Genomic DNA, 13,313 nt, shown 5'->3' on the forward strand with positions numbered 1-13,313 from the left:
GCCACCAACGGGGTCTGGGGCCCGAGGCCCCAGCCGCCGGAGGCCTGCTTACTTCAGCACTTCCTCCACCCAGGCCGGCACGAGCACGCCGGCCGGGCCGCGACGGCTTTCGTTGAAGGCGGGGCTGCCTGCGCTGTCGTCGAGGTTGAGTTCGAGGGTGCGGGCGCCGGCCCCTGCCGCGGTGGCGACGAAGCCGGCGGCGGGGTAGACGGCGCCCGAGGTGCCGATCGAGACGAAGAGCTGGCAGCGGGCGAGGGCGGGGAGGATGAGCTCCATGTCGTAGGGCATCTCGCCGAACCAGACGATGTCGGGGCGCAGCCGGCCGGGGATGTGGCAGCGCGGGCAGCTGTGGGGGACGCCGAGGGGCCCGTCCCATTCGGGGGCGGCGCGGCAGATTGTGCACAGCGCCCGCTTCAATTCGCCGTGCATGTGGACGAGGCGCTGCGAGCCGGCGCGCTCGTGGAGATCGTCGACATTCTGGGTGACGAGGAGGAAATCTTCGCCCAGCGCTGCTTCGAGGCGGGCGAGGGCGAAATGGGCGGGGTTGGGGTGGACGTGCGCGAGGAAGGCGCGGCGTTCGTCGTAGAAGCGCTGGACGAGGGCGGGGTTGCGGCGGAAGCCGGCGGGGGTGGCGACGTCTTCGATCGCATGGCCTTCCCACAGGCCGTCGCTGCCGCGGAAGGTGGGAACGCCGCTTTCCGCCGAGATGCCCGCCCCTGTCAGAACCACGATCCGCATGCCGCCCATATGCCGCTTGCAAGCGCGGTTGCGAACCCCCATCACGTTTTCATGACAATTAGCTTGGGCATATTGGGCGCAGGCGGGCGCATGGGGGCCGCCCTTCTGGCGGAGATTGCCGGGATGCCGGGCGTGACGCTGGCCGGGGCCATCGAGCGCGCGGAGCATGCGGGCATCGGCAAGCCGGTGGGGGCGGCGTATCCGCCGAGCCTGACGCTGGGGAGCAACCCGGGGCCGCTGGCGCGGGCGGCGGATGTGCTGATCGATTTCAGCTCGCCGGCGGCACTTGAGGCAACGCTCGATTCGGCGTGCGAGGGGCGGGCGGCGGTGGTGATCGGCACCACCGGGCTGCAGGCGGAGCATCATGCGCTGATCGACCGGGCGGCGCGCAACATCGCTGTGCTGCAATCGGCCAATACGTCACTGGGGGTGACGCTGCTGGCGCGGCTGGTGGCGCAGGCGGCGGCGGCACTGGGCGAGGATTGGGACATCGAGATTGCCGAGCTGCACCACCGATACAAGCTCGATGCGCCTTCGGGCACGGCGCTGGCGCTGGGGCAGGCGGCGGCGGAGGGGCGCGGGATCGACCTGGCCGCGCACAGCGAGCGGGGGCGTGATGGCGATGCGAAGCGGGAGCCTGGCAGCATCGGCTTTGCCAGCCTGCGCGGCGGCTCGGCTGCCGGGGACCACATGGTGCTGTTCGCCGGCGATGGCGAGCGGCTGGAGCTGGTGCACCGGGCAGAAAGCCGGATCATCTTTGCGCGCGGGGCGCTGCGGGCGGCGACGTGGCTCGCGGGCAAGCCGGCGGGGCGTTATACGATGGATGATGTGCTGGGATTGCCGGCACGGTAGTCGGCGAGCACCGCAGTGATGAGCGCGCCGACTTCGCGGCGCTCGCGTGGGGAGAGGAAGCGGCCGACGCTGACGCGGCGTTCGCGGGCGGCGAGCCAGAGCTTGACGTCGCCGAGCGCAGTTTCCTCGAGGTGGACGCGGGTCCAATAGGGTTCGAAGCCGAAGCGGCGTTCGGCGCCTTGCGCGCTGACGCGGAGCAGCTCGAGGTGATCATCGGCGAGCAGCAGGCGTTCATGTCCTTTGCCCGAGGCATAGGAGGCGCGGAACGCCCACCAGAGCAGGCCGACATCGAGCGCCATGAAGGGCAGGATGGGCCAGGCACCCAGCGCCAGAAAGCGGAGGCCGCCGAGGAAGAAGAGGAGGCCGACACCGCCGACGACCCAAGGCATGTGGCGCCGGTCGAACGACCGGTTGGGAGTGAGGGTGAGATCGAGCACCGGCGGCATGATGGCATTCTAGCGCGGGGACTCTGGACATGCATCCGTCACGCCGTCACACCCGGGACATGCAGTCGAAAAAGATGTCCCGCACCAAGGTGGAGGCGTTCTACGCGACGCTCGCCGGCCTGCACGCCGAGCCGCGGACCGAGCTTGAGTATGTGAATGCCTATACGCTGCTGGTGGCGGTGGTGCTCTCGGCGCAATCGACCGATGTGGGGGTAAACAAGGCGACGCGCGGGCTGTTTGCGGAAGCCGATACGCCAGAGAAGATGCTGGCGCTCGGCGAGGAACGGGTGCGCGAGCACGTCAGGACGATCGGGCTGTTCAACACCAAGGCAAAGAATGTGATCGCCCTGTCGCAGCTGCTGGTGGAGCGGCACGGCGGCGCGGTGCCGGCGGACCGCGAGGCCCTGGAGGCGCTGCCGGGCGTCGGGCGCAAGACGGCCAATGTGGTGCTCAACGAGGCGTTCGGGCACGAGACCTGTGCAGTGGATACGCACATCTTCCGGGTGGCGAACCGGACCGGGCTCGGGCCGGGCAGGACGCCACTGGCGGTGGAGCTGGCGGTGATGGCGGCAACGCCGAAGCGCTTCCGGCGGCATGCACATCATTGGCTGATCTTGCACGGCCGCTACGTGTGCGTGGCGCGAAAGCCGAAATGTGGTGAGTGCCCGGTATATGCGAGCTGCAACTGGCCTGAAAAGCCGAAAGGAAATTCAGTTGCTGTTCAGACCGCCGATGATATCCCGGTCCAACAGTGATGGTAGCGTAGCGTAGACAGGGGCGGCCAGCGTATCGGGCCGCCCCGTATTTCAGACCTTCCGCATTGGGGATATTGCTATGGTCCGCGCCTTTCTTGTTTCTATGGTGGCCGTTCTGGCAGTTGGCGGTTGCACAACTCGGCCCCCCGAGGCGGTGGCCGCGCTAACGCCGACCGGTGAGGCGGTGAACTGCCTGCTGGTGCAGAATATCCGCGAGACGCGAGTGATCGACGATCAGACGATCGACTTTTACACGCGCAACGGCGATGTGTATCGCAACCGGCTACCGAATGGCTGCCCACAGCTCGGTTTCGAACGGGCTTTCTCCTATCAGACGAGCGTCAACCAGCTCTGCAATGTGGACATCATCACGGTTCTGATGACGACCAGCCCCCTGCAACGCGGCGCCAGTTGCGGGTTGGGCAAGTTCACGCCGATCGCGAAGCCGGCGCCATAGGGTCTGGCAAAAGCCGGGAGCGGCTGCTAACAGGCGTTTTCAAGCATCCGTAGCTCAGCTGGATAGAGTACTGCCCTCCGAAGGCAGGGGTCACAGGTTCGAATCCTGTCGGGTGCACCATAAAATCAAAGAGTTACCGAAACCCCGATTGCAGCGTACGGAATTTGTACGGAAAAATGGGGTAGTCATGTCGCGATTGTCTTTTTCAGCGGGGTTCAGGTTCAAACCCTGATGCGCCCAAAGTTTTCTCAACGGTCGAGACGCCACAGCGTCAACAAATCCGTCCCTTATAGGTGCCACCCGGAGCCGTTGAAAATGGCCAGCCGCACTTGGAGATGGCTTGCTAAGGCCTAACGGGCGGGGGCCAAAGTGCATTTTATTGGGCGTTGGATAGTGATATTCTCCCAGCCCATGAATCCCTGCCGAAACCCGAATGAAATTTTCGCGGCTTGCCACCGCCAAAGAAGCCATTGCTGACATCATGCTAGCGCCAGACCGCAGATGGAGCATCTTCGAAGATCTGGCGAATCAGCACTGTCCCGACGACATTCGGCGTGGCCGCGCGCAAATTCGCGATGAACTTGCCGTTTGCGAGGCCTGGATCGAACGTTGGACCACGCGGCTGAATCGTATCCGGCGGATTGCGATTGCCGTCGTCGCCACTTCTATCGCCGTCATGGTCGCAAACGCGTTCGGTCTTTGGCCATCAGGGCCATGGCTCACTGTTGCCGCTGGTTCCGTACTGGTGTGGGGGATTTGCGTAGCGGCACCGGTATGGTTGCAAATGCCATTCCTGGGTTGGTCGAAGCGGTTTCCGTTGAACGATGAGCGGCTGGACGCCCTGAAGGCATACCTCTCGGCAGCAGCGGCCAGTACGGAACCCTTGCATGACCACGATGGCAATGCGGTTGCCTCGGATTTTTTGATGAACCCATGGGCTGTTTTGCTATTCTCGGAACGCGAAGAAATCCGGCAGCTGCCGACGTTCGGCTCGAAAGGGCTTCGCCGCGTCCGCTACGCCAAGTGGCTCACTACAGACAGGCCGTTCGCGAACGAATTGCCTCAGGTCATGGGCACCGCCGCGCCCCCCGTCACGATTCTCCTCGATCGCAGTGTTACGAACATCGATCGACGAACCCAGCATCTGACAGTGGAGCAGCGAAGCACCACGATCCAGACCAACAACCATTTCCAATTCATTACCCAGATTAGCGCTCAGGCCGACGCTATGGCGCGAAGGGCGCCAGAAGACGGGCGGACTGAACACGACGCTAGCCCTGCTAAAGTCCGCTGGCCTTGCACGTTCGAGGATGCCGATTTCCTTATCCGACTTCAGATATTTGAAACCACCGCACTTTGCGAAGCGAAGCAAAGGGTCGAGCCACACCAGATCAAGAAGTATGTCATTGCCGTATTGACAGCGCGGCGTCTCTGGCTCGCCAACCCAACCAAGGATATCGCCTCGGTCGCAGAGGAGATTGGCGAGCTGGTCAAATCAAACACGGATGGCTGGGCTGGATTGCGAAAATCTGATTCGATCGATTGGATAAAGCCGGTGATCAGCGGCACCGGCAACTACGCTTTCGTCAAGGAAGTGTTCAGCGCGATATCCTATGATACAGCCGAATACGACAACGCACAGTATCGTCTATTATTGTAATAATGCGCGATAAGCACCTGTTCCCATAGACTTGCTGGACCCAAATTGACCTTTCGCAATTGTGCGAGAGGAGAATGGACGTGCACCCATCAGAACCAGACGGATTGGTCTCGATAAGGGCATTGATGTCGCTCATTTCGGTCACCAGCCGGGCTACGGTCTACAAGTATATCAACGAGGTTCCCGACTTTCCGCAGCCTTGCCAATTCGGCGTTCGCCGGGGCCGGGTCCGGTTCAAGGCATCCGACGTCAGCCGCTACATCGAATCCCTGCCATCAAAGCCCAAGCGGAACGAACGACGGGATTGAACTGCAGTCGATTGCTTCCCTGTCGGCGCCTCGCCGCGCGAGGTCAAATCGTCAGCGCGCTTTGGCCATCGCCTATTCTCACAATCTCAACCTGAGGATTTGTCATGAAACACGCCCCCAACCTTATCCTTGAAATCTTCGCCTCAGACGATTTTCAGCACAAGCTGATCGCTCCAATGATTGATGCATTTGTGAGCCGTCTCAGCCGGCCGGGAGACGACGGCAAAACCTACCGCTCGTTCATCCTGGATTGGTTGTATTTGGAACGCCCGATGCTCGACCGCTTCATTGGCGAGCGGTTCAATGTCCAGTTCGAAGGCCCGGCACTCAACGTTGACGGGATCGACTACCCCCTCGGCGGTTACATTGAACGTCAAATTGAATGGGTCAAGATCGACCCGGTTGAGGCAATTGCCTTGCGCACCAGACTGCGTGCGGCAGTCGATGCCGTGGTCACGGAGTGGATGGGCGGAAAGCCCATGAAATTCCTTCCTGCGGTCGTGGTGAAAACCATGCTTGATCGTGCGGCAGCGGATGCCAAAGACGCGCAGACCATCCGCGACTTCCTGGGCTCCACCGCAAAGCCCGAGGGAGACCGCTGATGCTCATCACGATCGACATTCTGGATTGCGAAACCGGCTGCGATGCTACGCATCGAGCCAGTATTTCAGATACACACCCTACTCTCGTGCCGAGAGCGCGTTTCATGCAGCGTTTAAGGAAGCGCCGCGCTTGCTCGAAATCCGGGCCGCCAGAACGGCATTGCATTTCAGTGTCTTCGTTGGAAGCGCCGAGCAAGCGCCAGGACGGCAGGTCATGACGTGGGTCAAGCACAACATCCGATTGTCTCCGGCGCAGAACCGGGCGCTTGTCGGCTATGCCGCGCAGCGCGGCGTGACCCGATACAAGATGCTTGGCCGCGTCGTTGATCACGGTTTGGCGGCTATCGAAAGCGGCGTCACCGCCCCTTCGGACATGCAGGACATTACCAATGAGCTTGCGGCAATCAGCATCCGTTTTGCCGAGCTTGAGCGCGTTCTGGACCGTGCTTTGTTCACCGCTTGCGCCGGCTACAGCTATGCCCGCCAGGCGGCGCTTGGCGGACGGCGCAGCGACGAGGCCATCACTGCCGAGGCGATTGCCGCCTATGAGCGCCAGCGCAGCTTGGCCAGCGAGGTGTCATCATGAACCGCATCGACGATCGCCACAGCCATGCTCAGGCGCTTTGGGGTTTGCGGATCAGGAACCAGACCAAGCGCATCGGCTTTGCCATGCAGCTCTTGCTGGTATCGACCGCCTCAGGCGCTTTCCTGTTGCCGTCGCAGACGCTCGACAAGGGCGAGTTCACCCAGGCGTCCAACTATGGGATGGCGAAGACGTTCGCATGGTTTGCACGTGACGCCGCGAGAACGCCCAAACTCAGGGTCACGCGACTTGGGCAGCGTATCAAAATGCCGGTTGATGAAGTTGTCGCCGACAGCGTCTTCGCAGCCAGCGCAGATTTGGTCGTCAGCAAAACGCTGTTGGGCGCCGGGCTTGGTTTCATTATCGGCAGCGGGCTGGTCTATTTCCTCATCCGCAACATCCGCAAAAGTGGTGACCAGGCTTTCAAGGACCGGGTAATTGGCGGGACACAGATTGTCAGCGAGGCGGCGCTTGCCGCATTGACCCAGCCAATGGCTGGCAAGCAGCCTATCACAATCGGGCGCATCGCTGTCCCGACCTCCATCGAAACCCGCCACTTCGCAATGATCGGCACCACCGGCAGCGGCAAGACCACCGTCTTGCGCCAAACGCTCGATTGCGTCGAAGCACGAGGTGAAGCGGCCATCGTTTACGACACCAGCGGCGAGTTCATTGCCCACTACTATCGGCCCGAGCGCGGCGACATCATCCTCAACCCGTTCGATGACCGTTGCGCCTTCTGGTCGCCGTTTGACGAAATCGCCCATCCCGCCGACGCCGACCGCATCGCCCACCAGCTGATTTCCGAGACAGGCAGCCATGACGACGATGTCTGGCTGGAAACCAGCCGCATCCTCGTTGCGAACATGCTTCGCGCCCTCTGGTCCGAGGGTAATTGCAGCCTTGAGGCGTTGCTCGATGCCCTGCAAACCAAAGACACCGACGAGCTAAAACGCTGGCTTGGCCAGACATCGAGCGCGCGCACCTTTGCCGAAGGTGCCGAGCGCGCCACCGGCAGTGTCATTTTCATGCTCGCCAAAGCGGCGAACCTGATCCAGTTCCTTCGCAGCGAGGACACCGGCGGCGTGCCCTTTGCATTCCGGCGCTACATCGCCAGCTTGGACAGCCACACCGGCGAACGGCCCTGGATCTTCGTGCCGCGCAAGGAGGACTATTTCGAGGCCGCCAAGCCGCTTCTCGCCTGTTGGCTCGAATGCGCCGCCAGCGCCGTGCTTGGGCTGCCGCCTTCGCCCGACCGGCGGATATGGCTGATCCTTGACGAGTTGGCGGATTTGCCCGCCGTTCAGAACCTGGCGCGGCTGTTGCCGGAGGGGCGCAAGTTCGGCGCTGCGATTACACTTACCTTTCAGGCGCTCGGGCAGATGCGACATCGCTACGGCGACAACATCGCCGAGGCCATGCTCGCCTGCTGCAACACCAAGCTGTTCTTGCAGACCGTCGACCAGGAAACCCGCAAATGGGCGAGCCAGACCATCGGCGAATGCGAAATCGAAATGCGCATGACGGCTGACATGTTGTCGCTTGGCGGCGAGACGCCGCGCACGACCATGACCACGGTCAGGCAGGTGCGTGCAGCGGTGCTGGAAAGCGAGCTCAGGCTGCCAAAGTTTCAGGGCTATTTGTTGTTGCCCGACGGGTTTCCTGTTGCCCGGATTGGGCTGACTGCCGATCACATCGGTAGGCGCGGGGTTGCAACACAGCCAGCCTATGTTGCTGGCGATGTCGGTAATACATTGTGGGGGCGCATAAAGAGCACGCCCGCACCGCCGACGCCGCACGGATCACAGGGTCCGGTTTGATGGTAGCAACGATCGGTGCGCTTTCAAATTCAGCCCAGGCCGCAAGCTATTATGAAGCCGACGACTATTACGCTGAAGGCGGCGAGTCGCCTTCATCATGGGAAGGCAAGGCCGCCGAGGAGCTTGGCCTGAAAGGCGATGTAGACCGCGACGTGTTCCGCACCTTGCTTGATGGCAACGTCGATGGCCGCCAGCTCGGCACAATGCGCGACGGCACACGGGAACACCGCCCCGGTTGGGATTTAACGCTGAGCGCCCCCAAGTCGGTTTCAGTCATGGCTTTGGTTGCGGGCGACAAGCGATTGATCGACGCTCACGCCGCATCGGTCAAAACGGCCCTTGCCCATGTCGAACGCCACATGGCGGCAACGCGTATCCGCACCGATGGCACCGCCAAGCGTGAAACGACGGGCAATCTGGCGATTGCCTCGTTCCGCCACATCACCAGCCGTGCCCAAGACCCGCAACTCCATACCCACAATGTCATTCTGAACATCACCAAAGCCGCTGATGGCGTCTGGCGCAGCCTTGAGCCACGCGCACTTTATCAGCTGCAAAAGCAGATTGGCGCGATCTATCGACAGGAGCTGGCGATCCTGGCGCGGAAACTGGGCTACGACATCGTCCCCGGCAAAGATTCGATGTTCGAGATTGCCGGCGTGCCCGAGGCGGCGACTACGGCATTGAGCGTGCGCACCGCTCAAATCGACGCCCGCCTCGAAGAGCGCGGCACCAGCCGCGAAAAGGCCAGTGCAGCAGAAAAGCAGATAGCCGCGCTCGATACCCGGCAGGCCAAAGTCTCAACGGAGCGCGGCGCGCTTGTCACGGCGTGGCGCGCGACCGCCGATACAGCCGGCTTCACTGAGAAGCAGCGAATAGCCCTTGTATCGGACGCCGAAGCGCGAGCCACTTCGGTCGAGCGTCAGGCGCTGGCGGACGGCCAGAACCCGGCAGCTTTGCGGGCCGTGGCATTCGCCGCTGAGAAACTTGGTGAACGGCAATCTGTCTTTGCCGAGAGCGCGCTTCACGAAGAGGCCGGACGCTTTGCGCTGGGCAAAGTCAGCTATGCCGCGATTTCCAAAGCTATCGCTGGCGCCGGCAGCGATGGCGAGCTTGTTGCCCGCGACTTCATCGATAGACGCGGTGCGACCTTTCCCGGCTTCACCACCCGAACCAACTTCGAAAACGAAAAGACCATCTTGCGCGCCGAGGCCAATGGACGCGGGCAAGTTGCGCCCGTCGCAAGCCGCCTGGACGCGGCTAAATTGGTCGCCCGTGCAGTGGCCACGTCCGAACGGAGTGGCCATGCTTGGACCGCCGATCAGAAATCCGCAACGACGCAGCTTCTCTCATCCCGCAATCGTGTCGCCGCTGTCCAAGGCTATGCCGGGACTGCCAAAACAACCACGGTGCTCGCGACCTACGCCCGCGAAGCCAGCGCGCACGGCATCCGCGTGACCGCGCTTGCACCAACAGCGGCGGCAGCGACCGTATTGGGCGAGGCACTCAAAATGCGCGGTGATACCGTCGCCCGGCATTTGCTTTCGCCCGAAGGACGCCAGAAATTGGGGCCGTCGGCCTGGGTTGTGGACGAGGCATCGCTGCTATCCGCGCAAGATATGGCGCGGTTGATCCTTGCGGCCGAGAAAGCCGACGCGCGGGTGATTCTTGTGGGCGATGTAAAGCAGCTCGGTTCGGTCGGAGCCGGCGCCGCTTTCGCGCAATTGCAGAGCGCAGGTATGGAGACCGCAAAACTCGCCGAGATTGTGCGCCAGACCAATCCACTTACCAGAGATGCGGTCGAGGCCAGCATTGAAGGCGACGCCCGCCGCGCGCTCAACGCGCTTGATCTGGGTGGCGGCAGGATCGTTGCCCATGCCGAAGGTGGTGAACGCATGGCCGCAATGGCGAAGGATTATGCAGCGCTTGGTCCGAAAGATCAGCGTAGCACCATTGTTATCGAACCATCCCGCGCCGGGCGCGACATCTTGAACGCAAAGATCAGAACCGAGCTTGTCGCCACGGGCCAATTGACGGGCGAAGCCGCCATAATGCGGACGCTTGAGCCAAAGGGGCTTACCAGGGCGGAAGCCCGCGACGCCCGCAGCTATGAAATCGGCGATCTCGTAAGTTTTGCCCGAGACTATGCTGACAAAGGCATCGCACGCCGCGAAGCCGTGATCGTCACCGGCATAGACTCCGCGAAAAACGCCGTTGCACTCGAAACGCCTGATGGTCAGTCGATCGATTGGCGCCCTCGCCAGTGGGGCGCTGGCAACAGCGAAACGTTCACACCGGGCAGCATCGAGTTGATGCAGGGTGACCGCATCGCGTTCACCCGTAACGATCGCAACTTTGCCCGAGAAAATGGCACCCGCGCGGATGTTGTCGCCGTCAACGCCGAAGACCGCACCGCCAGAATCCGGCTCGACAATGGCAAGCTCCAAACGCTCAGTCTCGATAGCCCGGCCGACCAGCACCTTCGCCATGGCTACGTCCAGACCGCCCATGCCGCCCAAGGCCGCACCGCCGAGCGTGTCATGATCCATGCCGACAGCAGCGCAACAAATCTCGTTGACCAGAAGATGCTTTATGTTGCCGTGTCCCGCGCACGGTCATCGGCGGCGGTCTACACTGACGATCGAGACAAGTTGGTAACGGGCATCAAGGAACGCGCAGGGGAGAAGCAGGTGGCAATTGAAATTGCCCCACCAGCCCTTGCCGTTGCAAAATCGGCCAGCGCCGGATTGGGTTAGCGGCCGCCAATGGGCCGGAGGCGCATCGTCGAAGGCGGCGATAGTGCCTGCCCATGTTCAGAACGCGGTGACAATCTGCTTGCCTTCCGCTAGCTGTTAATGGGCTTGGGCGAGCAATCTTGTATCACCCGGAAATCGCCGGCCGACGGCATCGTTCAGGTGTGGGAAAATAGAATAGAATGAATGCCGTAGAGATTGAGGAAGCAGTATCGGAACTGGCAAATCAGCCCTTTGATCGGGCCGAATTCGCATATCAATTTCTGGCAGCCTTCGGCAACAAGGACACCACCATAAAGCGCTTGCGAACGGCTGGCGGTTCCAATGCCTCCGATGTTGCCGGCGGCGTTCTCCAGCGCAACAACATTCACTTGGCGACATGCGCGCCGGGTGAGGTCGACGCGACCTTGAAGGCATTGCGCGATAGCCCGAAAACGGCGTCTGCCAAGGCCAAGTTTATTCTCGCCACTGATGGCGACACGCTCCAAGCGGAAGAAGTCACCAGCGACGCCCCGCCAATCGCGTGCGAATATGTCAAGTTTCCTGATCATTTCGGCTACTTCCTGCCACTGGCAGGCATCACCACCGTCAAGCAAATCCGCGAAAGCTCATTCGACATTCGGGCCACGGGGCGGCTGAACAAGCTCTATATCGAACTGTTGAAAGACAATCCGGAATGGGCGACGGCTGAGCGCCGACCCGACATGAACCATTTCATGGCGCGGCTGATCTTCTGCTTTTTTGCCGAGGATACCGATATCTTCAATGGCACCGGCCTGTTCACCGCGACGACCGACCAAATGAGCGAGCGCGATTCCTCGAACACCCATCAGGTGATAAGCGAGATGTTCGGCGCGATGAACACCAAGATCGCCGACCGTGCCGGCGCTAAGCTACCGCGCTGGGCAGACGTGTTTCCCTATGTCAACGGCGGGCTGTTTTCGGGATCAACCGAAGTCCCCAGGTTCAGCAAGATTGCCCGGTCCTATCTGATAAGCATCGGCAGCCTCGATTGGAAAAAGATCAACCCGGACATCTTCGGCAGCATGATCCAGGCCGTTGCCGATGACGAGGAACGCGGCTCTCTCGGAATGCACTACACCAGTGTGCCGAACATTCTGAAAGTGCTGAACCCGCTCTTCCTTGATGATTTGCGGGCGCAGCTGGAGGAGGCAGGCGACAACGGGCGCAAGCTGCTAAACTTGCGGAATCGCATGGCAAAAATCCGGGTGTTCGATCCGGCGTGCGGCAGTGGCAATTTCCTCGTCATCGCCTACAAGGAAATGCGGGCCATCGAAGCGGTAATCAACGCGCGGCGCGGGGAAGAGAACCGCCGTAGCGACATCCCGCTCACCAATTTTCGCGGCATCGAGCTGCGCGATTTCCCGGCGGAGATCGCGCGTCTGGCGCTAATAATCGCTGAATATCAGTGCGATGTGACCTATCGCGGGCAGAAAGAAGCGCTTGCGGAGTTACTCCCGCTAAATGCGCAAAATTGGATCACCTGCGGCAATGCTCTGCGCCTCGATTGGTTGAGCATTTGCCCGCCGACCGGCACGGGTGTGAAGTTGCACGGCGACGATCTATTCAACACCCCGCTCGATCAGGCGCAAATTGATTTCGAGAATGAGGGCGGGGAAACCTATATTTGCGGGAATCCGCCCTATCTCGGCTCAACGTGGCAGGATGCCGAGCAAAAGGCAGACCTGAAAGCCATTTTTGACGGTCGAGCTTCAAGTTGGAAGTCGCTAGATTATGTGGCTGGATGGTTCATGAAGGCGGCAGATTACGGCACTAAAACCGATACTGTGGCAGCTTTCGTTTCTACCAACTCGATTTGCCAAGGGCAGCAAGTGCCGATCCTCTGGCCGTCAATCTTTAAGATTGGGCATGAAATTGCCTTCGCTCATACCAGCTTCAAATGGCGGAATCTCGCTAGTCACAATGCGGGCGTAACGGTCATAATCGTTGGTTTGTCGAATCAGCCGGGTCGAATTCGCACTTTATTTTCGGAAGGTGACAACGGGTTATCGCTGGTAAAACAGGTCGATAATATTAACGCTTATCTCGCACCGTCTGAGAATATTATTGTTGAAGGTTCGTCGAAGCCTATTGGCCCACAAAGCAAGATGTATTGGGGTAACAAGCCGACGGATGGTGGAAATCTCTTGCTCTCTCATGACGAACAACACAGGCTCATCCTTGATGACGACCGTGCAAAACGATTTGTGAAGACGTTCCTTGGGTAACCGGGGCAGATTGCCGGGCGTTAGGCAGCAGCGAGCCTGACGAGGCTGGGCAGACTGGGGATGCTCGACGCCCCTGGGACAGCGAAGCGG

The 13,313-nt window shown here is 61.1% G+C and carries 10 protein-coding genes, 1 tRNA gene and 1 pseudogene; 10 read left to right on the top strand and 2 right to left on the bottom strand.

What is annotated here, in order from left to right:
- Positions 1-48: 48 nt before the first annotated feature.
- On the bottom strand, positions 49-738 hold the full coding sequence (locus FHS79_RS14280) for an NAD-dependent deacylase (protein ID WP_184201507.1): 690 nt from the start codon (positions 736-738) through the stop codon (positions 49-51).
- 51 nt (positions 739-789) lie between these two features.
- Here FHS79_RS14280 and dapB point away from each other — a divergent pair, with 51 nt between their 5' ends.
- The gene (gene dapB, locus FHS79_RS14285; protein WP_184201510.1) at positions 790-1,590 is read left to right on the top strand and encodes a 4-hydroxy-tetrahydrodipicolinate reductase; all 801 of its coding nucleotides are present in this window, start codon (positions 790-792) and stop codon (positions 1,588-1,590) included.
- Here the strand turns inward: dapB and FHS79_RS14290 are convergent.
- Positions 1,551-2,036 carry a DUF2244 domain-containing protein gene (locus tag FHS79_RS14290; protein ID WP_184201513.1) on the bottom strand — a complete coding sequence of 162 codons (486 nt, stop codon included), beginning with the start codon at positions 2,034-2,036 and terminating at the stop codon, positions 1,551-1,553. The genes dapB and FHS79_RS14290 overlap by 40 nt on opposite strands.
- Positions 2,037-2,110: 74 nt before the next feature.
- Between FHS79_RS14290 and nth the strand changes: the two genes are divergently transcribed.
- The 9 genes and pseudogenes from nth to FHS79_RS14340 all read left to right on the top strand — a co-directional run.
- Entirely contained in the window at positions 2,111-2,791 is a 681-nt protein-coding gene (nth, locus tag FHS79_RS14295) for an endonuclease III (RefSeq protein ID WP_184201547.1), read from the top strand.
- Between the two features lie 79 nt (positions 2,792-2,870).
- The gene (locus FHS79_RS14300; RefSeq protein ID WP_184201516.1) at positions 2,871-3,248 is read left to right on the top strand and encodes a DUF6491 family protein; all 378 of its coding nucleotides are present in this window, start codon (positions 2,871-2,873) and stop codon (positions 3,246-3,248) included.
- A 43-nt stretch (positions 3,249-3,291) separates the two neighbouring features.
- Positions 3,292-3,368, top strand: a tRNA-Arg gene (locus tag FHS79_RS14305).
- A 313-nt stretch (positions 3,369-3,681) separates the two neighbouring features.
- Positions 3,682-4,908 (top strand): hypothetical protein, encoded by a 1,227-nt coding sequence (locus tag FHS79_RS14310; RefSeq protein ID WP_184201519.1) that lies wholly within the window; start codon positions 3,682-3,684, stop codon positions 4,906-4,908.
- A gap of 412 nt (positions 4,909-5,320) precedes the next feature.
- Positions 5,321-5,818, top strand: coding sequence for a hypothetical protein (locus FHS79_RS14320; protein ID WP_184201524.1), 498 nt, complete (start codon positions 5,321-5,323; stop codon positions 5,816-5,818).
- Positions 5,819-5,843: 25 nt separating this feature from the next.
- Entirely contained in the window at positions 5,844-6,404 is a 561-nt protein-coding gene (locus FHS79_RS14325; RefSeq protein ID WP_243452905.1) for a hypothetical protein, read from the top strand.
- The gene (locus FHS79_RS14330) at positions 6,401-8,221 is read left to right on the top strand and encodes a type IV secretion system DNA-binding domain-containing protein (protein ID WP_184201527.1); all 1,821 of its coding nucleotides are present in this window, start codon (positions 6,401-6,403) and stop codon (positions 8,219-8,221) included. The genes FHS79_RS14325 and FHS79_RS14330 overlap by 4 nt, the downstream gene beginning before the upstream one ends.
- Positions 8,221-10,977 carry a MobF family relaxase gene (mobF, locus tag FHS79_RS14335; RefSeq protein WP_184201530.1) on the top strand — a complete coding sequence of 919 codons (2,757 nt, stop codon included), beginning with the start codon at positions 8,221-8,223 and terminating at the stop codon, positions 10,975-10,977. Before FHS79_RS14330 ends, mobF begins: the two co-directional genes overlap by 1 nt.
- A gap of 179 nt (positions 10,978-11,156) precedes the next feature.
- Positions 11,157-13,220: pseudogene (locus tag FHS79_RS14340) on the top strand (class I SAM-dependent DNA methyltransferase); the annotation flags it as partial.
- Between the last annotated feature and the right edge of the window lie 93 nt (positions 13,221-13,313).

Origin of the sequence: Polymorphobacter multimanifer (genome assembly GCF_014205635.1) — a bacterium.
In the GTDB taxonomy this organism is placed as follows: Bacteria; Pseudomonadota; Alphaproteobacteria; order Sphingomonadales; family Sphingomonadaceae; genus Sandarakinorhabdus; species Sandarakinorhabdus multimanifer.